Below are 23,793 nucleotides of genomic sequence, written 5' to 3'. Positions count from 1 at the left end.
CCGCGCCGCCCGCGCCGCCCGCGCCCGACCCGTCCGGGTGCGCCCGGCCCGCGCCGCGCGGCTTACCTCCAGCGGTCGGCTGCGTTCCCTGAGTACCTGAGTGCCGGATATGGGCTGGATCCAGCACACACGTACTCAGGGAGCGGCTTTTCGCAGGCAGCGGGGTTGCCGTTTCGGGGTGGCCGCGATGCGAATCGCAAGACCCCGGAGATGGCACCAGGTGCGGGGCGCTAACAATTGTCGGGTTCGTCACTCCGCCGTGCGTCAGCGCTCACCGCCGGATCCGGGGCCCTACCGCCCGGTCGGAGAGTCTTACCCCTGGTAAGGAGCGTGATTGGGACCGGTCACAGTCTCTCCCGGCCCCAGCGTCGGGCCGTTTTTGTTCACGCCAAACATGGCTCAGACCAGGCACTTTACTAACCGTAATCAAAGCGTGACCTGCTGTATTTGACTGAGAATGTGAACGCAAACATACTGACAAGTACTGGTACGCAGGGACGCGTGCCATCTCTCAAGGAGGAGAAATGAAGTCAAGGAAGTTCCTTGCGGCCGCAGCCGGTGCCCTCATGGCACTCACGCTCGCGGCATGCTCCGGCGGCGGAGCAGGCACCGACGACCCGTCGGACGCCCCCACTGGCGGCACCGCAACCGAGGGTGGCCTCGTTGGTGTCGCTATGCCCACGCAGACGTCCGAGCGCTGGATCGCTGACGGCGAAGCCGTCAAGGCCGGCCTTGAAGAGCTCGGCTTTGACGTTGACCTGCAGTACGCGAACGACGACATCCCCACGCAGTCGCAGCAGGTTGACCAGATGATCACGAACGGCGCCAAGGTGCTGATCATCGCCGCGATCGACGGCACCGCGCTGTCCTCTCAGCTGCAGTCCGCTGCGGACAAGGGCATCAAGGTCATCGCGTATGACCGCCTCATCCGTGACAGCGCGAACGTTGACTTCTACGTCACGTTCGACAACTACAAGGTTGGCGTCCAGCAGGCCACCTCGCTGCTCGTTGGCCTTGGCGTTCTCAACGCTGACGGCTCCGAGGGCACGGCCACCGGTCCGTTCAACATCGAGCTGTTCGCCGGTTCGCCCGACGACAACAACGCCGGATTCTTCTTCAACGGCGCGATGGACACGCTCCAGCCCTTCATCGACAGCGGCGTGCTCGTCGTGAAGTCGGGTCAGACGGACTTCGAGCAGGTTGCCATCCTTCGTTGGCAGCAGGACGTCGCTCAGAAGCGCATGGAGGACCTGCTTACCTCCACCTACACGGGTGGCGACAAGGTCCAGGGCGTGCTGTCGCCCTACGACGGTCTGTCTCGCGGCATCATCACCGCCCTGCAGAACGCTGGCTACCCCGCCACGATCTCCGACGGCTTCCCGATCGTTTCCGGTCAGGACGCCGAGATCGCCTCCGTCAAGCTGATCAACGACGACGTTCAGTTCGCCACGATCTTCAAGGACACCCGCAAGCTCGCCGCTCAGGCGATCACGAGCGCCGAGTCCCTGCTTGCTGGCGAGGAGCCCGAGGCGAACGACACGACCACGTACGACAACGGCGTGAAGGTTGTGCCGTCGTACCTCCTCGAGTCGGACATCGTCTACAAGGACAACATCCAGTCCCTGCTCATTGACTCGGGCTACTGGACCGCTGACGAGGTTGCGGCTGGCGTCGCCAGCTAGTCTCAGAAGCACAAGGAAGTCGGCCCCCCCCCGCTAGCGGGCGGGGGCCGACGACCCCGGTCGAGTCATCAACGGAGAAGGACCAATGGCCAGCAACATCCTGGAGATGCGCAGCATCACCAAGACTTTCCCTGGCGTGAAGGCACTGTCTGACGTAGACCTCGAGGTCCGTCAGGGCGAGATTCATGCCATCTGCGGCGAAAACGGCGCAGGAAAATCAACCCTCATGAAGGTGCTGTCGGGCGTGTACCCGCACGGCACCTACGAGGGCGAGATTCACTACAACGGTGAACTCGCGCAGTTCAGTAACATCAACGACTCTGAAGCCGCAGGCATCGTCATCATCCACCAGGAGCTCGCCCTGGTGCCCCACCTGACTGTCGCCGAGAACATCTTCCTGGGAAACGAGCGCCGCGGCTTCCTTGGGCTGATCGACTGGAATCAGGCCAACCACGAAGCGAACGAGCTCATGCACAGGGTGGGCCTCAACGAGAACTCAGCCACACCCGTCGGGCAGCTTGGTGTTGGCAAGCAGCAGCTCATCGAGATCGCGAAGGCGCTCTCCAAGGACGTGAAGCTGCTCATCCTCGACGAGCCAACCGCGGCCCTCAACGACAACGACTCCGAGCACCTGCTGAACCTCCTCAAGGGGCTCAAGGAGCACGGCATCACGTCGATCATGATTTCGCACAAGCTCAACGAGATTGAGTACGTCGCCGACCGCACCACGATCATCCGTGACGGCCGCACCATCGAGACCATCGACATGAGCGACCCCGCGTCCACCCAAGACCGCATCATCCGCGGCATGGTGGGCCGGGACCTCGAGCACCGCTACCCCGAGCGCATCGATCACACCATCGGCGATGAGATCTTCCGGGTCGAGAACTGGACGGTTCACCACCCCACCCAGCCAGAGCGGGTGGTGGTCGACAATGCGGAGCTGTTCGTCCGCGCGGGCGAAGTGGTCGGCATCGCCGGCCTCATGGGCGCCGGCCGCACGGAGCTCGCGATGAGCGTCTTCGGCCACACCTACGGCCGCGGCATCAGCGGCGAGGTCTACATGCACGGCGAGCAGATCAATACGAGTACCGTCTCGCGCGCGATCGACGCGGGCCTCGCCTATGCCACGGAAGACCGCAAGCGCTACGGCCTCAACCTCATCGAGGACGTCAAGCGCAACATCAGTGCCGCGGCGCTGGGCAAGCTGTCGAAGAACGGCTTTGTCAACGGCAACGAGGAAACGGTGGTCGCCGAGGAGTACCGCGCTGCGATGAACATCAAGACGCCTACTGTGCTGCAGAAGGCGGGCAACCTCTCTGGTGGAAACCAGCAGAAGGTGGTGCTCTCCAAGTGGCTGTACACGGACCCCGAGGTGATGATCCTCGATGAGCCCACGCGCGGTATCGACGTTGGTGCAAAGTTTGAGATCTACACGCTGATCAACAAGGTGGCGGCGGAGGGCAAGGCGATCATCCTGATCTCCTCAGAGTTGCCGGAACTGCTAGGCACGTGTGACCGCATCTACACCCTCGCCTTTGGGCGCATCACTGGCGTCATGGACGTCAAGGACGCGACGCCAGAGGCACTCATGACACTCATGACGCAAGAGCGTCGTACCTCCGCCTCGGCGGGAAGGGAAGGCACGGCCGCATGACCGGCATCGCAAACGTGAAGGAACTCTTCACTCGCAACCTCCGCCAGAGCGGAATCTTCATCGCCTTTGTCGCGATCGTGCTGCTCTTCACGATCCTCACGGACGGGAAGCTGCTCGGGCCCGAGAACCTGAACAACATCGTCCTGCAGTACTCCTACATCCTGGTCCTCGCCATCGGCATGGTGATCGTGATCATCGGCGGCCACATCGACCTGTCGGTGGGATCTGTTGCAGCGCTCGCGGGCGCGGTGTCCGCAGTGGTGGTCATCAAGGACCAGCATCCGTGGTGGCTTGGCGTCATTGCCGGCTTGGCTGTTGGCCTGCTGGTGGGCGCATGGCAGGGCTTCTGGGTGGCTTTCGTTGGCATTCCGGCGTTTATTGTCACGCTCGCCGGCATGCTCATCTTCCGTGGAGCGACGTGGCAGGTACTGAAGAACACCTCGCTGTCGAATTTCCCCGAGCAGTACCAGAGCCTGGCAAACGGCCATATCAACGGGTGGCTCGGCGGCGACGGCTACGACGTGTTCACACTCGTGGTCTTTGCACTCGGCGTCGCGGGCTACGTGTTCAGCCAGTTCCGAGCTCGCCGCAAGGCCATTCAGTACAAGCAGGTTGTGGCGGCGCTACCGCTTTTCATCATCAAGCTCGTCGCCATTGGCGCGGTGGTGATGTGGCTCGGATGGCGCTTGGCTAACTTCAAGGGTCTGCCGATCGTGCTCGTCATCCTAGGCGTCCTCGTGCTGGTCTACTCGGTGGTCACGGCGCGAACGGTGTTCGGCCGACACGTGTACGCGATCGGTGGCAACCTCACCGCCGCGACGCTCTCCGGCGTCAAGGTCAAGTGGGTCAACTTCGGCATCATGCTCAATATGGGCTTCCTCGCCGGTGTGGCGGGCATCCTGTTCTCGGCTCGCCTCAACAGTGCAACCCCTCAGGCTGGTAACTTCTTCGAGCTCGACGCCATTTCCGCGGCGTTCATCGGCGGAGCGGCCGTCACGGGTGGTGTGGGCAAGGTTTCCGGCGCGATCGTTGGTGGTCTGATCATGGCCACGATGTCGAACGGCATGCAGTTGCTCGGTTACCCGCAGCAGTGGCAGTACATCGTCAAGGGCCTCGTGCTGCTGCTCGCCGTGGCGTTCGACGTCTACAACAAGCGCAGGGCTGGCTCCCGCTAAGTCATTAACAAGGGCAACGGGCCCCGCTCAATTCGGTGGGCGGGGCCTTGTGCTGCCTTAGGGCAGCGTGAGGCCGGTGATGCGGTGGAGCTCCTCGACGAGTTCCGCTCGCGCGGCCACGTCGCGCACAACGGCGTTGGGTTCTTGGCTCTCGCGTCGCTTCACATAGCGGCCCGACGCTGTGGCCGCCTTCTCGTCTGACGTCACCAGCCACACTTGAGTCTCGGCGCCGTCTGCGACCTCGTCCCACGCGTTGGGCCCGCCAAGTTGCGTCTTGATCCAGCCCGGATCCACCGAGTTGACAATCGCCTCCGGGTGCCGAGCGGCGAGCTCGAACGCGAGCATCGAGTCGTGCAGTTTGGAGTCGCTGTAGGCTTGCATCCCGTCCCACTCGCGCCTGGCCCATTGCAGATCGTCCGGCCGCCATACGCCTTGGCCCTCAAGACCGGAGGTCAAGTAGACCATCCGCGGGCTCACGGGCATGAGCGCGGTGACCACGTAGGGACCAACCACGTTTGTGTGGAAAATGAGCTCGAGCCCGTCCTCGGTGAGCGTCCTCTCGCGCAGCCCGCCACCGATACCCGCGTTGTGAATCACGGCATCGAAGGGCCCCAGGGCGTTGGCCCGTTCAGCTACCGAGGTGGCGCCAGAGATCGAGGCGAGGTCGCCCGCTACGGCGCCCACAGCGTCGGGCAGGAGTGCGAGCGCCGCCGCGGCCCGCTCCTCATTGCGACCGTGGAGCACCACGTCGTGGCCCATATCTATGAGTTGGCGGGCGCTCTCTGCGCCGATGCCTTGGGCGGAGCCGGTGATGAAGATGCGAGACATGGGTCCATCCTCGCATCGGGCGGGCCCGTAGTCTTTCCCCATGGGAATTGCCGACGAGCTCATCGCGAACAACAAGGCTTACGCCGCGAAGTACACCCCGGACCGCCCACTCCCCCCAAGGAGGCAGCTCGCCGTGGTGAGCTGCATGGACTCTCGCCTCGACATCTTCGCTGCGCTCGGCCTTGAGGTTGGCGATGCCCACGTCATGCGCAACGCGGGCGGCGTGGTGACCGATGACGTCATCCGCTCGCTCACGATTTCCCAGCGCAAGCTCGGCACCCGTGAGGTCATCCTCATTCACCACACGGACTGCGGCGCGCTCACGTTCACCGACGATCAGTTGCGTAACCAACTGCTCGACGAGACGGGCCTCAAGCCCGCGTGGAGCCCGGAATCCTTCACGGACCTCGACGCGGATCTGCGCCAGTCGATGGAGCGCGTGCGCCGCTCACCATTCCTCGTCGACACCACCCAGGTGCGCGGCTTTGTGTTCGACGTCCACACGGGCGAGTTGCGCGAAGTGGTATAAACCCGGCAGGCTTCGTCACCAGAACCCCTTGGCACCACGCTGCGGGGGCGCCTGGGGAGGGCTTCCACGTGAGCGAGTTCGGTGTAGACCTGCGCGGGGTCATTGACCTGTTGTCGCGGCATATTTACTCCGGGCCAGAGGTCTACCTGCGCGAACTCCTGCAGAATTCGCGGGACGCGATCATCGCACGCGCGGACCACCACGAGCCCAATCCCGACTGGGCTATTCGCATCCGCCCGGCCACCGCGGACAACCCGTTCGTCATGATCGACGACGGCATCGGCCTCGCCGCCGACGAGGTCGCGGACCTGCTCGCAACGGTTGGCCGCTCCTCGAAGCGCGACATGCTCGACCTCCCCAACGAGGACTTCCTTGGCCACTTCGGCATCGGCCTGCTGAGCTGCTTCATGGTCGCGGACACGATCGAGATCCTCAGCCGCAAGGACGGCCGCCCCGCGTGCGTGTGGCGCGGCAGCGCGGACGGCACCTACGCCGTGGAAGAGCTGCCGGCACACCAAAGCGACGCCGTGCCCATCGGCACTCGCGTTACCCTGCGGCCGTCCTTTGACAGAGGTGAACTTCTTGGGCCCGACGCTGTGGCAAGGCTTGCTCGCATGTATGCCGAGTTCCTTCCAGTGCCCGTGGTGCTCGAGCGCGATGGCGAGAGCGAGCGCATCAGCGGTGATGCGCCCTTCTTGCTCAACGCTGTCACGCACCGCGCGCAGGTGCTCGCGTACGGCCACGAGCTCATCGGGCACGAGCCGCTTGACGCGATCCCCTTGCGCGTACCCGGCACCGCGACAACGGGAGTTGGGTACGTACTGCGTGGAGCGTCGGGCCTGAAAACGCGGGGCGCGCGCGTGTACGTGGGGCGCATGCTGCTAAGCCCTGACGAGCCGCAACTGGTGCCGGATTGGGCGTTCTTCTTGCGGCCGGTGGTGACGTCCGATGTGCTGACGCCAACGGCGAGCCGCGAGTCGTTGGTGCGCGACGACGCCCTTAAGGCCACGCGGGACGGCATTGCTGACGCCGTGCGCGCGTGGGTGCGGGACCTCGCGGAGCGCAACCAGCCGCGTCTGCGGGAGTTCCTGAGCGTCCACGACCTCGCGATTCGCGCGGCGTGCCGCGAGGACGAGGAACTGTTCCGCATCGTGGGGCCGTACCTCACATTTGAGACTGCTGCCGGGCCGCGTGAGCTCAGGGAGCTCGCGCAGGACGGCGACGTGCAGTTTGCGCCGTCGCTCGACGAGTTCCGCATGCTGAGCGGGCTCGGGACCACGGGCACGCTCGTCAATGGCTCGTACGTGCATCACGAGGAGCTGTTGACGATCGCGCCGCAGATCTTTGCCGGGCTGAACGTGTCCCGCGCGGATGTGGTGGCGTGGCTTGCGGAGCTCGACGAGCCCGCGGTGGAGGATCTCGCGAGGACGTCCGCGCTCGCTGCGCGCGCAACGGCGGCGCTCACGGACGTGGACGTGGAGGCCGTGGTGAAGGTGCTTCCCGGCGCCGAGGTGCCATCGCTGTACGTGGCAGACGCCCGAGTGCTGACGCGCGTGGATCTCACGCGCGCGAGCGAGATCGCCAAGGGCCCGTGGGCGGCCGTGTTGCGCACCGCGGCCACGCGCGTTGACGAAACCGCAGAGGCGCAAGGGCGCACGGCTACGCGCGCGCAGATCTGCCTCAACTGGGCATCGCCCCTGGTGCAGCGCCTCGCGTCGCTAGACGACGGCGCGGTGCTCGATCGCGGTGTGCGCCTGCTGTACGTGCAGGCGTTGCTTGCCGGAAGACGTCCGTTGACGGAGCGCGACCGCGCGCTCATGAGCCAATCGCTCGACGACCTCATCACCTTGAGCGTTGGGCTTAACAGGGAGGGAACCCATGACTGACGACACCACACAGATCGACCTCGACGAGCAGGCGGAGATGCTGCGCTACATGCCATGGGGGCCGGCGCACCGCGAGGCCGCCACCGCAGTGGTGGCGCAAGCGCAAGAAGTGGGAGACCTCGACGCGGAGTTCTCCGGCCGCATGCGCCTCACGGCGGAGGGCGTCATGAGCGGCATCAGCGATCTCGCGCTCGCGAACTTCGCGTGGTGTGCGGCAAAGCACGCCGAGGACCCCGCCCGGTTCGTCGGCCCCGCGGATGACTCGAGCGACACGATCTTCTGGCAGTACAAGTGGATGCCGGGACTGCTGATGGGTTCGCCCGCGTTCAGCGCCGAACAGGTCGATGCGGTGCTCGCCGACTTCGAGGCGACGTACCGCAACGCGGGTCTGCCACTGTCCGCCGTTGCTGGCGCCAAGTTTGAGACGGCGATTGGGCGCGGGCGCGTGGCCCAGGCAACCGAGTTGGGTGCCATCTCGGCCGCGACACCGCGCGACGACTTCTCCTCGTGCGCGGCGTGCACCCCGGCCAACTACGTCGACTTGGCCCTGCTCCAGGGCGACGAGGCGGAGGCGATCCGCGTTGCGATCAAGACCTGGCGCGACGGCGAAGGATGTGCCGAAGAGCCGGAGAGCATGCTCGCTCGCGTGCTGATCCCGCTGCTGCGCGCTGGCCGCTCCGACGAGGCAGTGGAGGCGTACGAGTTGGTGCTTGAGGCGTCTCGCGGCGAGGCAGAGCAGGTGGAGAATCAGAGCTTCGTCGCGCTCTTCGCGTCGCTCACCGGCAACCACGAGCTGGCTTTGAGCACCGTCGAGCGCCACCTCGCGGGCCTTGGCCACGGCGCGCTCCGCGAGCGGGATCAGCTCAAGGCAAGCCTGAACTTTGCGGTGGCGCTTGACCGCTTTGCCGCCGCGATTCGAGAGGATGCCGCCGTTCGCGCGTCCACGAACGCCGCACTAGCAGGCATCCTGCCCGAGGCCGAGCGCCCCCTTCGCGTCACGGAGGTGGCCGAGGTGCTGTGGGCCTTCGCCGATGATCTGGCGGCACGCTTCGACGAGCGCAACGGCAATGACTACTGGGCCGGCCGCGTTGCGGAAGCGCGCGCCCTGCGGGGCGAAGAGCACCCGCTCGAGCTGGACCAGGATCAGGACTTCGCCGCGATCATGGTGCTTCCGAACGAGCCGTCGACGCCCAGCGACTGGGTGTGGCGCGCCGTCGATTGCCTGTGGGCTGGTGACATTGACGCCGCGGAGTCTGCCGCCCGTACCGCGCTCGTCAGTGAAGCGCAGCTCACGCCGATTCTGCGGGTTCGTGCGTACGGCGCACTCACCCAGGCGGCAGAGATCACGGGTGACGTCGCTCGCCTCGACCAGGCCTTCGCCGCCTACGTCGACGCTCTCAACGAGCGCTACGGGCCAGACACCGCCGCCTTCGCGCGCGAGACTGGCCCCGACGCTACCCAGCCCCAGATCGAGGCGGCGCTTGCCGCCTACCCTGACGCGGCCGTCGGGCTGCGGCTGCGTTCCGCAGCGCTTGAGCTGCGCGCCCAACTGGGCGGCGAGGGAGAGCCGGATGGCGAGGTGCTCGCGGCGCTAGGCGATCGTTTCGCCGAGGGGATCGCGAAATTGGAGGCTGAGCTCGCAGGGCAGGGCGACGATGACGAGCGGTATGGCACCGCGCTGTCGCTTGCCTCCTCGCTACAGCAGTTGGGGCAGTTGCGCTTTGCCCAGCAGCAGCCGGAGGCCGCGGTGAATGCCGTTGCTGCGGGTGTTGAGGCGTCGCCGTCGCGAGTGATCCGCGCGTCGCTGCTCACGATGCAGGCGAACATGCTGGGCAGGCTGGGAGCCACGGACGCCGCGGCCGAACTGTTCGACGAGGCGGCAACGCTGTACTCGGCCGCTGGCTTTGTGCGCAGCGCCGTATTCGCGTCGCTCGACGCCGGCACCGCCTGGGCGAATGCGGGCAACCCGGGCGCCGCTGGTGTGCGCTTCGAGTATGCCCAGAGCCTGTTGCGCGGCGACGAGAGCCTGCCCATGGGCATTCAATGGACGTGGGCGCTCGCGCTCATCGACACGGGCGAGGCCGACCGCGCGGTGCCGATGCTCGAGGGCATCCTCGCGGTCGAGAGCGCGGATCCTGACACGCAGCCGGGCGCGCTCGCGCAGACGCACTTCCGGCTTGGGCGGGCCTACGACGACTCGTACGACCGCCGCGCCGGTGAGCACTATCGCGAGGCCGTCACCCAGTTCATCAGGGACGACGCTCCGCTCGCCGCCGCGCAGGCGGCCACGTATGCGGTGCGCGAGTTCCGCTTCCAGGAACGCTGGGACGCGGCGGTGGAGGCCGCGGAGGCCGGGCTTGGGCAGCTGGCCGCGAACCCGGAGCCTGCCCTCGAGTTTGAACTCACCAAGCAGCTCGCCACGGTGCTCGCCGAGATGGGCGTGGACTCGTGGCGCGCTCGCGCGGACCACCTCGTCGACGTCTCGCGTCAGATCGAGGATCCCGAGGCGTACGTCGACGCGATGGGCACCAGGGTTGCTCTCGAATACGACCACGGTGAGCCGCAGACGGTGGAGCCCCTTGCTCGCGACGCGCTCGCTGTTGCCCTCGCCGCGGAGAACTACGAGACGGCCGCGCCCTCGCTGTGGTACCTCGCCAACGCGTTGGTCTCGCTCGACAGGGCCGACGAAGCGATCGCCCTGCTTGAGACCTACCGCGACCGGGCCGGCGAGTTCGGCGAGCAGCGCGACCTGTTCGCGAGCCTCGCGATCGACGTCTTCCGCCGCCTCGAGCGCGACGACCTCATTGCCCAGTGGGAGGCGTTCTTCGACATCGCCTAGCGCCCTGGTGTTCCCTGAGTGCCTCAGTGCTACTTTCCTGCGCGGATCGACACTGAGGCACTCAGGGGATGTGGGCTAGGCGGGGGTTAGGTGCTTTTCCTGCCCGACGCTGCGGCTGGCTTCCGCGTGCGCGTCACCTTCCCCGTCAATATCGAGGTGGGGGAGGATCCGGTCGAGCCACGCTGGCATCCACCAGTTAGCGCGGCCAAGCAACCGCATGATCGCCGGGACGAGCACCACGCGCACCACGAACGCGTCGATGAACACCGCCACCGCCAGGCCAAGGCCAAGCAGCTTCATGATCCGCGACTCGGACGTCACGAACGATCCAAACACCACCACCATGATCGACGCTGCGGCGATGATCACGCGCGAGACCTCCGCGAGCCCGCGGCGTATGGCCACGGAGTTGGAGCGCCCGCCGTGGTACAGCTCGGCGATCCGGGACACGAGGAACACCTGGTAATCCATCGAGAGCCCAAAGAGCAGCGCGAACAGGATGAGGGGAACGAACGGCTCGATGGGGCCACCCTCTCCAACCCCGATGAGCTGGTGACCCCAGCCCCACTGGAACACCGCCACGATCACGCCGAACGCGGCAAGCGCGGACAGCAGGTTCATCGCCGCGCCCACAAGCGGTAGCACCACCGAGCGGAACGCGACCATGAGCACCAGCACGGACAGCCCAATCACGATCGCGAAGAACAGCGGTAGCGAGTCCGCGATCGCATCCGTGAAGTCGGCCTGGCTGGCCACGGACCCGCCCACGTGAGCGTCAACGCCAGCGTCCGGGATGTAGGTGTCGCGGATGCGTTCCACGAGCTGCTCGGTTTCCACCGCTTGCGGCGAGGTTGCGGGCACCACCACGAGCATCTGCGCCGTTCCGCCAGCGTTCGGAATAGGCCCGCGCACGGCCGCTACGTCGGCGTCCGACGCGATGGTGCCGGCGAGCGCGGTGGTATCCCCAGCGTCGGCCACTACTACCAAGGTGCCGTTGGCGCCCGGCCCAAAGCCCTCGGATACCAGGTCGTATGCCGTGCGCGTTGGCGAGCCGGCGGGGTCGTTGCCTTGGTCCGCGTTCCCCAGGCGCAGCGAGAACGCCGGGATGGCGACCACCGCGAGAAGGGCGAGCGCGGCGAGGCTCGTGATCAAGGGCCGACGCTCCACCAGGTTGGCGAACCGTCCTGGCTGGGGAACGGCGTTGGGGATGGCGCCGTGCTGGTCGAGGGCCGCGCGCTCGCGGCGGCTCAGCACGCGGTGACCGTAGAGCGTGAGCAGTGCGGGCACCAGAGTGATGGAGGCGGCGACGGAGAACACCACGGTGATGGCGGCGGCGATCGCGAGCGAGGACAAGAAGGCGATCTGCGGAACGAACATTCCGGCGAGCGAGATGAACACCGTGATTCCGGCGAACACCACCGCGCGGCCTGAGGTGGTGACGGACGCGCGGACGGACTCGCGCACCTCGCGGCCCGCCTTGAGGCCGAGGCGGTGGCGGTTGACGATGAACAGGGCGTAGTCGATGCCGATGCCGAGTCCAAGCAGCACCGCGAGCGTTGGCGCGGAGGTGGACGCAGGCGTGAGGTTGGAGAACAGGCTCAGCGCGGCGAGCGATCCCGTGAGCGCGATGATCGCGCTGATGAGCGGCACGGTTGTTGCCATGAGGGATCCGAAGGCGACGAACAGGATCACGGCGGCGATCGCGAGCCCAATGAGTTCACCCGCCCCCACCTCGGGGTTGCTAAGGCGGCTCGCGGCCTGGCCCGCCTGGCCAACGGTGAGGCTCTCGGAGTTTGCCGCGCCCACGATCTCGCCAACCTTCTCGATGTCGGCAAGCGGGAGGTTGTAGGCCTGGTCGTCGTACGTGACTGTCGCGAAGGCGATGGTGCCGTCGGGGGAGACTTGGCCGGCGCCGTCGGGCTGGAAGGGGCTGGTGATGGAGGTGACCGACGGCACGGCGGCGATCTCGTCGAGCACCTCGGTGATCTCGCCGCGCGCTCCCTCGACCGTCCCGGACGCCACCTTGAACGCGATCGTGTCCGAGTCGCCCGCGGTGCTGGGGAAGCGTTCCTCGAGGAGGTCATAGGCGGCTTGAGAGTCGCTGCCTTTGAGCGCGTAGGTGTCGCGCATGTCTTGGCCTACGGTCGCCACGAGCACTTGGAGGCCGATGACGAGGGCGATCCACCCCAGCAGCACGGCGAGCGGCCTGCGGGTGGAGAGTCGGGCGATGGCTTTCATGATTTTCTCCCCTTGGATGTTTTACTGAACGACCGTTAAGATGGTTGCAGGGCCGATACTGGCACGATAACTAAACGTTCGTCAAGCGAATTCTTGGTGACGTGCGATGGAGGATGAGGGCATGAGCACGGATACTTTCGCGGATGCTCGGCGAACCGACACGCGCGACCGCATCATCAGGGTGGCCGCGGGCCTATTCGCGGACCGCGGCTTCGCAGGCACGTCCATCCGCGACATCTCCGACGCTCTTGGAGTGACCAAGGCCGCGCTGTACTACCACTTCGCGTCGAAGGACGACATTCTCCGGGCCATCGTGGACCAGCCCATCACGAGTGTGCGCAGCGTCATGGACAAGCAACCCCCTCTCGCCAGTGAGAGCGACCGCAGGGCATTCGTGCGGGACATCATCGCGTCCATGGCCGAATGCGATCCCGAGTCCATCGCCGTGTTCAAGGACCCGCAAATCCAGGCCCTGGTCAGCGCGGAGATCTCCGCCTCCGGCATCACCAACGTGTTGGCGATCACGCTTGCGTCGGCCCTTTCGGGAACCACCGACCCCGCCCAGATTCAACCAGAGCATCTGGTACGAGCCACAGCGGCGGTCGCTGCTGGCCTCGCGGTCATCGACAGCTGGCACCTCGCCTTCCCCGATGAGCCCAAGTTCTCGCCAACCTCCATCGACTACATTGCGGATACGGTGTCAGCCGTCTTGGAGCGCTAACCCCAGCGCGGGGTTAACCTGGAAGCGCCAGATTCACCCCGGGAGGTACTCATGAGCTGGTGGAACTTCACTAAGGCCGTGTTCCACGGCGAGCACAAGTTGGCGCCCATGACGTGGGTGGCGGCCGTGGCCACGGTTGTCTACACGATCTCGCCGCTCGACTTCATCCCCGAACTGTTCCTTGGGCCGCTTGGCCTCGCGGACGATCTTGGCTTGTGGGCGGTGCTCATTGCTCTCGCCGCCAAAGAGAAGAGTCGGTACGAGGTGAGCGTCCACGGCGGCGAGTACGTCAAGGCGACGCGACTTTCCTAGTTTCCGCTAGTCCCGCGGGTCATACGCGGCCCCGCGCTTGATGAGTTCGGCGAGCAGTCTTCGCGACCGTCCCGCCTGCCCTTGATACGCAGTCTGCGCGGGCACCGCGGTCCCAGGCCGTTGCGCGAGCGCGCGGATTCGCACAATGCCCATGTTCGGGACCTCAAGTTCCACCCCATTGTGGGGAGGCGCGAAACGGCGCTTTCGCGTCCGCACGGTGAGCGATGCGATCGGCACCGCCCAGTCGTCACCTTCGCGCGGCACCCACCGCAGCCTGTCCGTCAGCTCCACGAAGCCCACGCGCTGGGGGTCGTCTCGCTGCAGCCCCATCCCGTGGTCGCCAAGGTCTAGCCTCGCCCACGTCTCCCAACGGCTCACCGTCCCAGCATGGCACGGCCCGACGCTGCGTGCCCTAGCGCTTGCCCCAGGCTTTGGGGGTGGTGAGGTTGAGGATGCGGACTAGTCGCTTGGCCGACGTCAGCGAGACCTTGCCGTCCGACATCATCGACAGCCCGCGCACAGGGAGCTCCTCGAGGATCGAGGCGAACATTCCCGCTTGCGCATCATCCGGTGCGGCGTCCGCGAGGTTGAACTGTTTCTCCACCTGCTTCTTCACGGCCGCGACCACGCGACGACCAACCGGGCTGATCGTGAGGTCACCCAACGTGGAGTCGAGCGTGAACGGCAAAACCGGCCGGGCCGTCGGGATGGCGTGCCCAAGCATCGCCGCGAACTCCTCGTCGGTGGCAACAAAGTCCACCGGCCCCGCGGAGGGGGCGAGCACGTCATCGGACGCCACCTTGACGATCTTGCGCTCGCGAATGTCCACCGACGACGAGCCAACCAGCAGCTCGAACTCGCCCACCTCCACGAGCCACGCATGTGCGGCCACGTCCCACACGGCGAACGCGCGGCGGTCAAGCCGCAGCGTGACCTTCTGCGACTCACCTGGCGCAAGTGCCACCTTCGCGAAGGCCCTCAGCTCCTTCGCGGGGCGGTACACCGTGGACTCGACGTCGCGCACATAGAGCTGCACCACCTCTGACCCGGCACGCTTGCCGGTGTTGGTGACGGTCACGGTGACGGTGTAGCCGTCGCCGCTCTTGCGGGCGCTGAGGCCGCTGTAGCCAAAGCTCGTGTAGCTGAGGCCATGGCCAAACGGGAAGCGCGCGGGAACGCCGGCGCTGTCGTGGAAGCGGTAGCCAACGTAGAGCCCCTCGCGATACTCCACCTGCGTGAGGCCGCCGGGGAAGTTGCGGTCCGCGGCCACGTCCTGTTGGGCGACCGGGAAGGATTCCGCGAGCCGCCCGCCCGGCTCGGCCACGCCAAGCAGCACGTCAGCGATCGCGCCGCCGCCGGCTTGTCCACCAAGGTACGCCTCGAGGATCGCGGCGGGCTTGTCGGCCCATGGCGTGACCACGGCGCCGCCGTTGAGCATCACCACAACGGTCTTGGGGTTCGCCTCGGTGACGGCCGCGATGAGGGCCTCGTGGCCGTCGGGAAGGCGCAGTGTGGTGCGGTCAAAGCCCTCGGATTCCAGGGCGGATGGCAAGCCAACGAGCAGCACAACGGTGTCGGCGCCCGACGCTGCGGCACGGGCCTCGTCGAGCTGCTCCTTGGTCGCGGCGCCCGTTCGTGCGTCGTAGCCGGGCGCGTACGTCACCGTGGCTTTGGCGCCGAGAGCGTCGCGGAAGAGCGGCAGGAACGCGTCCACCTTGGTGGCTGTGACGAGAGACGATCCGGCGCCCTGGTAGCGGGGCGCCTCGGCGAAGGCGCCGATGACCGCGATGGTGCCTTTGGGCTTCAGGGGGAGGATCCCATCGTTGGTGAGGAGCACGGAGCCCGCGGCCGCCGCACGGCGGGCGAGGGCGTGGTGAGCGTCGAAGTCTGCCGGGCCAGCGTCGGGCACTTGCGCACGCAGCGCCATGTCGAGCACGCGTACGGCAGCCAGGTCAACGTCGGCCTCGCTGAGGGTGCCGCTCGCGACTGCGTCCTTGACGGCCTCATCCCACGAGCCGTTGGAGCCTGGCATCTCGAGGTCGAGGCCCGCGTGAACGGCGGCGGGGCGGTCGTAGGTGGCGCCCCAGTCGGTCATGGCGAGGCCGTCGAAGCCGAACTCCTCGCGCAGGATCGTGGTCATGAGGGTGCGGCTTTCGCCAACGTGCTCGCCGTTGACGAGGTTGTAGGAGCTCATGATGGTCCAGGGCTTGGACTCGCGAACGGCGATCTCGAAGCCGGTGAGGTAGAGCTCACGGAAGGTGCGCTCGTCGATGATCGTGTCGATCGTCATACGGCGATGTTCCTGGTTGTTGGCCACATAGTGCTTGATGGACGTGCCGACGCCTTGGGACTGGACGCCCTTCACGAGCGCGGCGGCCATGTGACCGCTGAGGAACGGGTCCTCGCTGAAGTACTCGAAGGTGCGGCCGCCCGCGGCGTGGCGCTTGAGGTTGAGGCCGGGGCCAAGCAGCACGCCGACGTTCTCCGCGCGGCACTCGCGGCCGAGCGCCTCGCCCACCTCTTCGAGTAGCTCGGTGTCCCAGCTGGAGCCGAGCGCGGCGGCGGTGGGGAAGCACGTGGCGGGGGCGGACTTGCCAAGCTCCAAGGTGTCGCCAGTGGCGAGTTGCTTACGCAAGCCGTGTGGGCCGTCGGTCACCATGATGGAGGGGGCGCCGGGCGCCTCTTCCGTGGTCCACAGGTCCTTCCCGCTCAGCAGGCGGATCTTGTCGTCAAGGCTGAGGCCGGCGACGATCCGCTCGGCCGCGGCGGTGGTGTCGCGCATGGCTCCCTCTAGTGCGTCGTTGCGGGGAGGGGACGTCCCCAGGGCAAAGAAAAAGCGCGCGGGCGTTAAGGGGGGGAATCAAACGCCCGCGCGCTATCTAACAATGTTAGATAGGTTGATGTTAACTCGCAAGTAGGATGTGCGCAACCGCAACGAAGAGGTGATTTTTGGGCACTCGCATGGAGCGCGACGAGCGCCGAGCGGCCATCCTCTCGACGGCGATGGCGATCATCGACGAGCAAGGCCATCAGGGCCTCACGATGCGCGGTCTTGCCCGGGAATGCGGGCTGTCAGCGCCCGGGCTCATGCACTATTTCCCCGACATGCCCACCCTGGTAGTTGCCGTAGTTCAGTATCGCGAGGAGCGGGACGAGGAGCTGTTCTCCGCGATCGAACCCGGGCCCGGCATGAGCCGGCGCATGGTGGACGCGATGATCGACAACATCGTGGCGCGGCCCAAGGCGGCGGAGCTCTTTGCCATCGTGGAGGCGCAGGCGATCGATCCCCGGCACCCCGGGCATGAGTACTTCCTTGGGCGCGCAGAGGCGATCGTGACGCAGTTCGCGCCCATCGTGGCGGAGGAGTACGCGAATCCCGAGGAGCTAATCCGGCAGATTCTTGCGGTTGCCGACGGGCTGCAACTCAACTGGCTGCGCGACCCCACCGCGTTTGACCTGCGCGAGCGGTGGAAGGCGATTGCGGATCCACTGCTTGCTGCCGCCGAGAGGTGCCCGGAAGGGTAAGGGGTGCCGCGGAGCGGAACCTGGCCACAGCGTCGAGCTAATGCCTGAGCGTCACCAGAGCCACCCCGGGAGCCTCACCAGAGCCACCCCGGGAGCCTCACCTGAGCCACCCCCGGGAGCTTCACCTGAGCCGCCCCTTACCCAGATGCGCGCTGGCGGCAACCACCGCGTCCTAAGGGGCGTTTAGGACGCGCTACGTACCGCAGGCGCGCTTACATCTCCTCGTGGGTGTTGGGGTCGCCGCCAAACAGCCGCTCGTCGGCTGTCCCCCTGAGCCGGCTGTCCCCCTGAGCCGGCTGTCCCCCGGAACCTGCTGTCCCCCTGAGCCGGCTGTCCCCCGGAACCTGCGTCCGTACAACCCGGCACGAGTGCGGCGCGATTCGTGCCGCAATGTACGGACAGCGAGCACAGCGTCGGGCTAATGCCTGAGCCTCACCAGAGCCACCCCTTACCCAGATGCGCGCTGGCGGCAACCACCGCGCCGTAAGGGGCGTTTAGGACGCGCTACGTACCGCAGGCGCGCTTACATCTCCTCGTGGGTGTTGGGGTCGCCACCAAACAGCCGCCCGTCCGCGCGGGTGAGCGCGGAGATCGCCTCCACCTCGTCCGGCGTGAGCTCAAACCCAAACACGTCGAGGTTCTCCGCCTGACGCTCCGGCCGCCCCGACTTGGGAAGCGGCACCGCGCCCAACTCGATGTGCCATCGCAGAATCACCTGCGCGGGCGTGACGTTGTGCCGCGTGGCCGCCTCCACCACCGGCGGCTGCTCGTATGGCGCGCTCGCCTTGCCCAGCGGGCTCCACGACTCGGTGACGATGCCAAGGCGCTCGTGCTCCGCCCGCAACTCCTCTTGGATGAAGTAGGGGTGCAGCTCAACCTGGTTGATAGCAGGGGTGACGCCGGAGTCGTCGATGATCGCTGCCAGATGCTCCGCGGTGAAGTTGCTCACGCCGATGGATCGCGCAACGCCTTGCTCTCGCAGTTCCACAAGCCCGCGCCACGCCTCCTTGTACTTCCCGACGCTGGGGTTGGGCCAGTGGATAAGCACCACATCGATTCGGTCCAGACCCATGGTGGCCAGAGACTCGCGGCCCGCGCGCTTCGCCGCCTCGAACTCATGGGCGCGCCCCGGGATCTTGGTCTGCACCACGATCTCATCGCGGTCGGTGCCCGTGTCCTTCAGCCAGTCGCGAATGGCGCGGCCCACCTCCTCCTCGTTGCCGTAGTTCACGGCCGAGTCGATGAGCCGATAGCCGGCATCGAGCGCGGAGCGCACCGCGCGATACCCTTCGTCTCCGCGCAGCGGATAGGTGCCAAACCCAATCTCTGGAAGCGAGAGGCCGTCGTTGAGGATGAGGTGCTCAGTCATCTGTCCACCCTACGTCCGCGGCTAATGTTGAGCACATGACGACGGCGTTCGTGCTCGGTGGAGGCGGTGTCCGTGGCGCCGTGGAAGTGGGGATGCTGCGCGCGCTCTTCGCCGCGGGCATCACTCCGGGCCTCGTGGTGGGCACGTCGATCGGCGCCATCAACGGCGCCGCGGTTGCCGCGAATCCCACGGCGGACGTCGTGGACACGCTCGTCGATGCCTGGGCCTCACCCACCGCGAACGCGGTGTACGGAGACAGCTGGGCGCGGCAGATGCAGCGCCTCGCTCGTTCGCGTACGCACCTCAACGACCCCGCACCGCTACGGGAGCTGCTGGGCTCGATCATCGGGTCCGAGACCCAGTTCAGCGAACTCGCCGTGCCCCTCGCCGTCTGCGCGTCAAGCATCGAGCGTGCCGCGGAGGTGTGGTTCGACTCCGGCAACGTCATCGACGCAGTGATCGCCTCTGCGTCGGTTCCCGCTGCGCTGCCCCCGGCGCTCCTTAACGGTGAGCACTTCGTGGACGGCGGCATCGTTAACTCCATTCCCCTTGGCGAGGCGATCTCGCGCGGCGCAACTACCGTCTACGTCTTGCAAGTGGGCCGCATCGAGGAGCCGCTCACGGTTCCCACAAAGCCCTCCGAGGTGGCGCGCGTCGCCTTCGAGATCGCCCGGCGCCACCGCTTCGCGCGCGACATGGCTGCGGTGCCCGCTGCGGTGAGCGTGCATGTGCTTCCCTACGGCGGCTCCCACCCCGGCGACGACAAGTTCACCGCCTACCGCAACCTCGACGCAACCCATCGCCGCATCCAGGCGGCCTTCGAATCGAGCGCGGCCTACCTCGAGGAGCACGTCCGATGAGCCGCGTCTGGTCGCTCCCGCCGCTGTGGGTGCGGCGGGTAGTGCTTGCGCCGCTGATCGTGTTGCTCGCCTTCGTGTGGATGCCGGTTGCGTTGTGGCTCGGCATTGTTGCGGCGGGCGTGGTGGCCTGGGCGCTGCCGGGCAAGTTGCGAATCTTGCGCGTGGTCTTCATGGTGGGTCTGTACCTGCTGTGGGACGCGCTCGCGTTGGTCTGGATGTTCATCCTGTGGGTCGCGTCCGGCTTTGGTTGGGCCATCCATCGCGACTGGTTCCAGCGTCGACACTTCCGCCTGATGGCGGCGATGCTCGGCTCCCTGTTCTGGGCGGCGAAGTGGCTCTTGCGTCTCGAGATCGTGGTGGACGATGCGGACCTCCAGCCGGCCGGTCCCACGGTACCAACCATCGTGGTGAGCCGCCACGGCGGCCCCGCGGACTCGTTCATCATCGTGAACACCCTCATCAACCGCTTCAACCGCGAACCCGCGATCGTCATGAAGGACACCCTGCAATGGGACCCCGCGATCGACGTATTGCTCAACCGCGTGCCCACGCGGTTTGTCACCACGGGCCGACGCCGGAAGGGGCCGGGCGGTGCCCTCGCCATTGGGGAGCTTGCGGCCGGCCTCAAAGACAACGACACCCTGCTGATCTTCCCCGAGGGCGGCAACGTGACGCCGCGCCGCCGTGCGCGACGCATCGAGCAGTTGCGCGCGAAGGGGCAGGCGGACCTCGCGGCCAGATCCGAAGCGATGCAGCACGTCATGGCGCCGCACGCGGGAGGGCTCCTCGCCGCGATCGAGAACGCGCCGCAAGCGCGCATCGTCATGATGGGCCACACGGGGTTGGACCAGCTCGAGACCGTTGGCGATATCTGGCAGGCGCTCCCCGTCGACAAGCGCATCACACTCAAAATGTGGACGGTCCCGGCGGACGAGGTGCCGGCAACTCTCGAGGAGCGCGAAGTCTGGCTCTTTGATTGGTGGGAGAGGATCGACCGCTGGATCGGCGAGAACCGCACCGCGTAACCTGCCCGCCCAAGCCAACCCAGCCGTCGGGCAGGAGGAGCGATCAGGAGAACAGCACGCTTACCGATTCGCCGGAGTGAATGCGGCGCACCGCCTCCGCAAACGCGGGCGCTACGGACAGCACCGTGAGCTTGGGATGGGTGAAGGACAGCGTGTGGGGAACGGTGTCGGTGGTGACGATCTCGTGAACGCGGGGGTCGTCGCCGATGCGCTCCAAGGCGCCGTTGCTGAAGATGCCGTGGGTGCACGCGATGGAGATCTTGCGGGCGCCATGCTGCTCGAGCTTGTCGAGGATCGCGAGGATGGTGGTGCCGTTGGCGATCTCGTCGTCGAGCACGATGACGTCGCGATCCTTGACGTCGCCAATCAGGTGGCTGATCTCCACGCGGTCGCCCTCGAAGCGCTCCTTGGCGCCGGCAGCCACCGGGGTGTCGAGGAGCTTCGCGAACTTCGAGGCGGACTTGGCATTGCCGAGGTCGGGGGAGACCACCGTGGTGTTGGGCAGGCCGCCGTTGCGGAAGTGGTCGGCGAGCGTCGTGAGCGCGTGAAGCTGGTCAACGGGAACGCGGAAGAACGCGTGCACCTGAGGCGCGTGGAGCGTCATCGTGAGCACACGGCTCACGCCCGCCGCGCTCAACATGTCCGCCACCAGCCGGCCGCCAATCGAGATGCGAGACGCGTCCTTCTTGTCGCTGCGCGCATAGGCGAAATGCGGCATCACGGCGGTAACGCGCCTGGCAGACGCCCCACGCGCGGCATCGATCATGAGCAGCAACTCCACGAGGTTCTCTTGCGTTGGCGCCACGATGGGCTGCACCAGGTAGACGTCGCGCTCGCGGACGTTCTCCATGAGCTGCACCTGCAGGCAGTCGTTGGCGAAGCGCTGCAGGCGAGCCTCGCTGCGCGGCACCCCCAACTCCGCGCACATCGCATCGGCAAATTGGACGCCGCCGCTGCCGGCGAATACACGGATCGACTCCACGTTGAGAATCCTAACGGCGCCAGGAATGCCGCGCGGAGTGACAACGTTATTCGTTGACATGTCAAACATCACCGTCATCGGCGGCAACGGGTACACCGGCGCCGCAGTCGTCTCCGAGGCCGTCAAGCGCGGCCACTCCGTCACCGTCATCTCCCGCTCCGAGCCGTCCGCGCCCACGCCCGGCGTCACGTACGTGGCCGGCTCCGCGCTCGACAGCGCCATCCTCGACACCGCCTTTGAAGGGGCCGACGCTGTGGTCACCGCCGTCTCCTCGCGCGGCGAGGCTGCGCAGGCAGCTCCGCAGATTGCCGCCGCACTCGTTGAGCGCGCGGCCTCCTCTGGTGCGCGCGTGGTGTTCGTGGGGGGCTTCTCCTCGCTGCGCCCTGCTGCGGGTGAGCCACGCTTCATCGAGGGCGAGGTTCCGGAGCAGTACCGCGCCGAGGCAAATGCTGGGCACCAGTCCCTCGAGACGCTTTCCGCATCGGCAGAGGGAGTGGACTGGGTCTTCGTGAGCCCGCCGGCCCAGTACGGATCGTGGATCCCCGGCGAGCCCACCGGCACCTACCGCCTGAGCGACGACGTGGCGATTCTCGACGAGAACGGCACCTCCACGATCACCGGCGCGGACCTCGCGCTTGCGGTGCTGGACGTCATCGAGTCGGGCGACCATTCGCGTGAGCACATCTCGGTAGCCTCATAGGGTGACCTCCCCCCAACCTCTTTCCGGCCGCCCCGTGCGGCCCCATCACACCGCCGCGGTCGTGAGCCAGGAGTGGCTCACGCCCGCGATGGTGCGCGTGGTGTTCGACGTTCCGCTGGATGCGCCGGAGCTCTTCGCTGATTCCTACGTGAAGCTTCTCTTCGATGGAGTGCAGCGTGCGTACACGATCCGCTCTCTCGAGGGTGCGCGCATGACCATCGATTTCGTGGTTCACGGAGACGAGGGCCTCGCCGGTCCGTGGGCGGCGAATGCCGTTCCCGGCGACATACTCGAGTTCGTGGGGCCTGGGGGTGAATGGTCGCCGCGCCCCGACGCGGACTGGCACCTCTTCATTGGTGACGAGAGCGCTCTGCCGGCCATCGCTTCCGGGCTTGAGCTGATGCCGACGGGATCGAAGGCCCTGGTATTTGCCGAGGTGGGCGCTGCGGAGCAGGAGTATCCGCTCGCCGCCGGCGACGTCACGTGGGTACATCGCGACGGCGCCGAGTACGGGGAGAAGCTTGTGGCGGCGGTGCTGGCAGCCACCCTGCCGCAGGGGGACGCCGAGGTGTTCCTGCACGGCAACGCGGAGATGGTGCGGCCACTGCGGCGGTATCTGTTAGGAGAACTCGGCGTCCCCCGCCAACACCTGTCGGTCTCAGGCTACTGGCGTGCGGGTCACACGGACGAGGCGTGGCGCGCGTCCAAGCGCGAGTTCAACGCGCAGATGGAGCAGGACTAGCGCGGCTTAGCGACCCGCGAGGGCGTCGCACACCGGCGACTCGTCACGCACCTCGCCCACAATTCCGCACAGACTGGGATCGATGATGATGGTGACGGATGGCGCCCAGTTTTGGGCGACGGGCACCAGGTTGTCCTCGACGTTGGCGATCAGCGCTGTGTCTTCCGGATCGCCCTTGATGCGTACGGTGAGGCCGTCTGTGCCGGGCTCGTTCTCCACGCTGTAGACGAAGATCCCCTTGAGCGCGGCGGCCGCAACGATGCGCCGCTCCGCCTTGGTTGCCCAATCCTCTTGCCCGGTGTTCTTGGACGCGTCGCCGCCCTGGTAGATCTTGGTGAACGGCTCCGCGCTTGCCGGCAACGAGGGCTGCGGCACGTCCACGGGAACCTCGGCCACGAGCTCGCGCAGCGCCGCACAGCCACTCAGCATGAGCGCTGCCGCCGCAACCGCAACGGCGCTTGCGAGAACCCGCGACGCCCGGGTCACGGCAGCATCCCTGGCACGCCGGAGGCCGCGCGGTCGCGCTTTCGCGCCTCGAGGTAGCGGAACACCACCCACATCACGGCGTCGATCGCGGCAACCCCTGCCACCGCGAGCACCACCACACGATCCACGTCCACGAGCCACAGCAGTGCGGCGCAGAACACCATCATCACCGCCGCGAGCGCGAGCAGATCTGGGAACCGCGTGATGCGGACTATCAGGGGCGTGGCGTCGTTCATA

21 protein-coding genes are annotated in these 23,793 nt (G+C 66.7%); 13 read left to right on the top strand and 8 right to left on the bottom strand.

The window, feature by feature from the left end; all coding sequences use genetic code 11:
* Nucleotides 1-524: 524 nt before the first annotated feature.
* From chvE to mmsB, 3 genes are all read left to right on the top strand, one after another.
* Nucleotides 525-1,682, top strand: coding sequence for a multiple monosaccharide ABC transporter substrate-binding protein (gene chvE, locus QM618_RS11250; protein WP_428098997.1), 1,158 nt, complete (start codon nt 525-527; stop codon nt 1,680-1,682).
* Between the two features lie 85 nt (nt 1,683-1,767).
* Nucleotides 1,768-3,339, top strand: a complete 1,572-nt coding sequence (gene mmsA, locus QM618_RS11245; protein ID WP_428098992.1) for a multiple monosaccharide ABC transporter ATP-binding protein — start codon at nt 1,768-1,770, stop codon at nt 3,337-3,339.
* Nucleotides 3,336-4,514, top strand: a complete 1,179-nt coding sequence (mmsB, locus tag QM618_RS11240; protein WP_428098989.1) for a multiple monosaccharide ABC transporter permease — start codon at nt 3,336-3,338, stop codon at nt 4,512-4,514. Before mmsA ends, mmsB begins: the two co-directional genes overlap by 4 nt.
* Nucleotides 4,515-4,571: 57 nt before the next feature.
* Here mmsB and QM618_RS11235 read toward each other — a convergent pair whose 3' ends face one another.
* Nucleotides 4,572-5,342 carry an SDR family NAD(P)-dependent oxidoreductase gene (locus tag QM618_RS11235; protein ID WP_428098984.1) on the bottom strand — a complete coding sequence of 257 codons (771 nt, stop codon included), beginning with the start codon at nt 5,340-5,342 and terminating at the stop codon, nt 4,572-4,574.
* A gap of 40 nt (nt 5,343-5,382) precedes the next feature.
* Between QM618_RS11235 and QM618_RS11230 the strand changes: the two genes are divergently transcribed.
* The 3 genes from QM618_RS11230 to QM618_RS11220 all read left to right on the top strand — a co-directional run bounded on the left by QM618_RS11230 (nt 5,383) and on the right by QM618_RS11220 (nt 10,596).
* Entirely contained in the window at nt 5,383-5,871 is a 489-nt protein-coding gene (locus tag QM618_RS11230) for a beta-class carbonic anhydrase (protein ID WP_428098981.1), read from the top strand.
* Between the two features lie 68 nt (nt 5,872-5,939).
* A complete protein-coding gene (locus QM618_RS11225) occupies nt 5,940-7,757 on the top strand; it encodes an HSP90 family protein (RefSeq protein WP_428098977.1) in 1,818 nt (605 codons plus the stop codon).
* Nucleotides 7,750-10,596 (top strand): hypothetical protein, encoded by a 2,847-nt coding sequence (locus QM618_RS11220; RefSeq protein ID WP_428098974.1) that lies wholly within the window; start codon nt 7,750-7,752, stop codon nt 10,594-10,596. Before QM618_RS11225 ends, QM618_RS11220 begins: the two co-directional genes overlap by 8 nt.
* A gap of 75 nt (nt 10,597-10,671) precedes the next feature.
* On the opposite strand, the gene QM618_RS11215 is transcribed toward QM618_RS11220, so the two are convergent.
* The gene (locus tag QM618_RS11215; protein WP_428098971.1) at nt 10,672-12,834 is read right to left on the bottom strand and encodes an MMPL family transporter; all 2,163 of its coding nucleotides are present in this window, start codon (nt 12,832-12,834) and stop codon (nt 10,672-10,674) included.
* A 121-nt stretch (nt 12,835-12,955) separates the two neighbouring features.
* Here QM618_RS11215 and QM618_RS11210 point away from each other — a divergent pair, with 121 nt between their 5' ends.
* Nucleotides 12,956-13,555, top strand: a complete 600-nt coding sequence (locus tag QM618_RS11210; protein ID WP_428098968.1) for a TetR/AcrR family transcriptional regulator — start codon at nt 12,956-12,958, stop codon at nt 13,553-13,555.
* A gap of 51 nt (nt 13,556-13,606) precedes the next feature.
* The gene (locus QM618_RS11205; protein ID WP_428098965.1) at nt 13,607-13,867 is read left to right on the top strand and encodes a YkvA family protein; all 261 of its coding nucleotides are present in this window, start codon (nt 13,607-13,609) and stop codon (nt 13,865-13,867) included.
* A 6-nt stretch (nt 13,868-13,873) separates the two neighbouring features.
* Here the strand turns inward: QM618_RS11205 and QM618_RS11200 are convergent, their stop codons facing one another.
* Entirely contained in the window at nt 13,874-14,245 is a 372-nt protein-coding gene (locus tag QM618_RS11200) for a hypothetical protein (RefSeq protein ID WP_428098962.1), read from the bottom strand.
* Between the two features lie 34 nt (nt 14,246-14,279).
* The gene (locus tag QM618_RS11195) at nt 14,280-16,649 is read right to left on the bottom strand and encodes a glycoside hydrolase family 3 C-terminal domain-containing protein (RefSeq protein WP_428098956.1); all 2,370 of its coding nucleotides are present in this window, start codon (nt 16,647-16,649) and stop codon (nt 14,280-14,282) included.
* A 179-nt stretch (nt 16,650-16,828) separates the two neighbouring features.
* Between QM618_RS11195 and QM618_RS11190 the strand changes: the two genes are divergently transcribed.
* Entirely contained in the window at nt 16,829-17,392 is a 564-nt protein-coding gene (locus QM618_RS11190; RefSeq protein WP_428098953.1) for a TetR/AcrR family transcriptional regulator, read from the top strand.
* A 523-nt stretch (nt 17,393-17,915) separates the two neighbouring features.
* Here the strand turns inward: QM618_RS11190 and QM618_RS11185 are convergent.
* On the bottom strand, nt 17,916-18,761 hold the full coding sequence (locus tag QM618_RS11185) for an aldo/keto reductase (protein WP_428098950.1): 846 nt from the start codon (nt 18,759-18,761) through the stop codon (nt 17,916-17,918).
* A 35-nt stretch (nt 18,762-18,796) separates the two neighbouring features.
* On the opposite strand from QM618_RS11185, the gene QM618_RS11180 reads away from it, so the two are divergent.
* Both QM618_RS11180 and QM618_RS11175 read left to right on the top strand, forming a co-directional pair.
* Nucleotides 18,797-19,621, top strand: coding sequence for a patatin-like phospholipase family protein (locus QM618_RS11180; protein WP_428098945.1), 825 nt, complete (start codon nt 18,797-18,799; stop codon nt 19,619-19,621).
* A complete protein-coding gene (locus tag QM618_RS11175) occupies nt 19,618-20,646 on the top strand; it encodes a 1-acyl-sn-glycerol-3-phosphate acyltransferase (protein ID WP_428098942.1) in 1,029 nt (342 codons plus the stop codon). Before QM618_RS11180 ends, QM618_RS11175 begins: the two co-directional genes overlap by 4 nt.
* 43 nt (nt 20,647-20,689) lie before the next feature.
* Here QM618_RS11175 and QM618_RS11170 read toward each other — a convergent pair whose 3' ends face one another.
* On the bottom strand, nt 20,690-21,688 hold the full coding sequence (locus QM618_RS11170) for a ribose-phosphate diphosphokinase (RefSeq protein ID WP_428098938.1): 999 nt from the start codon (nt 21,686-21,688) through the stop codon (nt 20,690-20,692).
* On the opposite strand from QM618_RS11170, the gene QM618_RS11165 reads away from it, so the two are divergent.
* Together QM618_RS11165 and QM618_RS11160 are read left to right on the top strand one after the other, a co-directional pair.
* Nucleotides 21,687-22,328, top strand: coding sequence for an NAD(P)-dependent oxidoreductase (locus tag QM618_RS11165; RefSeq protein WP_428098931.1), 642 nt, complete (start codon nt 21,687-21,689; stop codon nt 22,326-22,328). The genes QM618_RS11170 and QM618_RS11165 overlap by 2 nt on opposite strands.
* 1 nt (nt 22,329) lies before the next feature.
* Complete coding sequence (locus tag QM618_RS11160) at nt 22,330-23,070, top strand: siderophore-interacting protein (protein ID WP_428098926.1); 741 nt, start codon at nt 22,330-22,332, stop codon at nt 23,068-23,070.
* A 6-nt stretch (nt 23,071-23,076) separates the two neighbouring features.
* On the opposite strand, the gene QM618_RS11155 is transcribed toward QM618_RS11160, so the two are convergent.
* Both QM618_RS11155 and QM618_RS11150 read right to left on the bottom strand, forming a co-directional pair.
* A complete protein-coding gene (locus tag QM618_RS11155) occupies nt 23,077-23,556 on the bottom strand; it encodes a hypothetical protein (RefSeq protein WP_428098923.1) in 480 nt (159 codons plus the stop codon).
* Nucleotides 23,553-23,792 (bottom strand): hypothetical protein, encoded by a 240-nt coding sequence (locus QM618_RS11150; protein WP_428098920.1) that lies wholly within the window; start codon nt 23,790-23,792, stop codon nt 23,553-23,555. The genes QM618_RS11155 and QM618_RS11150 overlap by 4 nt, the downstream gene beginning before the upstream one ends.
* Nucleotide 23,793: the final 1 nt, after the last annotated feature.

This window comes from Demequina sp. (assembly GCF_049841215.1).
In the GTDB taxonomy this organism is placed as follows: Bacteria; Actinomycetota; Actinomycetes; order Actinomycetales; family Demequinaceae; genus Demequina.
This window is presented reverse-complemented; position numbering and strand designations above follow the sequence as displayed.

Coding starts and splice junctions, on each gene's coding strand:
- chvE (WP_428098997.1), top strand. CDS start 525: ATGAAGTCAAGGAAGTTCCTTGCGGCCGCAGCCGGTGCCCTCATGGCA.
- mmsA (WP_428098992.1), top strand. CDS start 1,768: ATGGCCAGCAACATCCTGGAGATGCGCAGCATCACCAAGACTTTCCCT.
- mmsB (WP_428098989.1), top strand. CDS start 3,336: ATGACCGGCATCGCAAACGTGAAGGAACTCTTCACTCGCAACCTCCGC.
- QM618_RS11235 (WP_428098984.1), bottom strand. CDS start 5,342: ATGTCTCGCATCTTCATCACCGGCTCCGCCCAAGGCATCGGCGCAGAG.
- QM618_RS11230 (WP_428098981.1), top strand. CDS start 5,383: ATGGGAATTGCCGACGAGCTCATCGCGAACAACAAGGCTTACGCCGCG.
- QM618_RS11220 (WP_428098974.1), top strand. CDS start 7,750: ATGACTGACGACACCACACAGATCGACCTCGACGAGCAGGCGGAGATG.
- QM618_RS11215 (WP_428098971.1), bottom strand. CDS start 12,834: ATGAAAGCCATCGCCCGACTCTCCACCCGCAGGCCGCTCGCCGTGCTG.
- QM618_RS11210 (WP_428098968.1), top strand. CDS start 12,956: ATGAGCACGGATACTTTCGCGGATGCTCGGCGAACCGACACGCGCGAC.
- QM618_RS11205 (WP_428098965.1), top strand. CDS start 13,607: ATGAGCTGGTGGAACTTCACTAAGGCCGTGTTCCACGGCGAGCACAAG.
- QM618_RS11195 (WP_428098956.1), bottom strand. CDS start 16,649: ATGCGCGACACCACCGCCGCGGCCGAGCGGATCGTCGCCGGCCTCAGC.
- QM618_RS11190 (WP_428098953.1), top strand. CDS start 16,829: ATGGAGCGCGACGAGCGCCGAGCGGCCATCCTCTCGACGGCGATGGCG.
- QM618_RS11185 (WP_428098950.1), bottom strand. CDS start 18,761: ATGACTGAGCACCTCATCCTCAACGACGGCCTCTCGCTTCCAGAGATT.
- QM618_RS11180 (WP_428098945.1), top strand. CDS start 18,797: ATGACGACGGCGTTCGTGCTCGGTGGAGGCGGTGTCCGTGGCGCCGTG.
- QM618_RS11175 (WP_428098942.1), top strand. CDS start 19,618: ATGAGCCGCGTCTGGTCGCTCCCGCCGCTGTGGGTGCGGCGGGTAGTG.
- QM618_RS11165 (WP_428098931.1), top strand. CDS start 21,687: ATGTCAAACATCACCGTCATCGGCGGCAACGGGTACACCGGCGCCGCA.
- QM618_RS11170 (WP_428098938.1), bottom strand. CDS start 21,688: ATGTCAACGAATAACGTTGTCACTCCGCGCGGCATTCCTGGCGCCGTT.
- QM618_RS11150 (WP_428098920.1), bottom strand. CDS start 23,792: ATGAACGACGCCACGCCCCTGATAGTCCGCATCACGCGGTTCCCAGAT.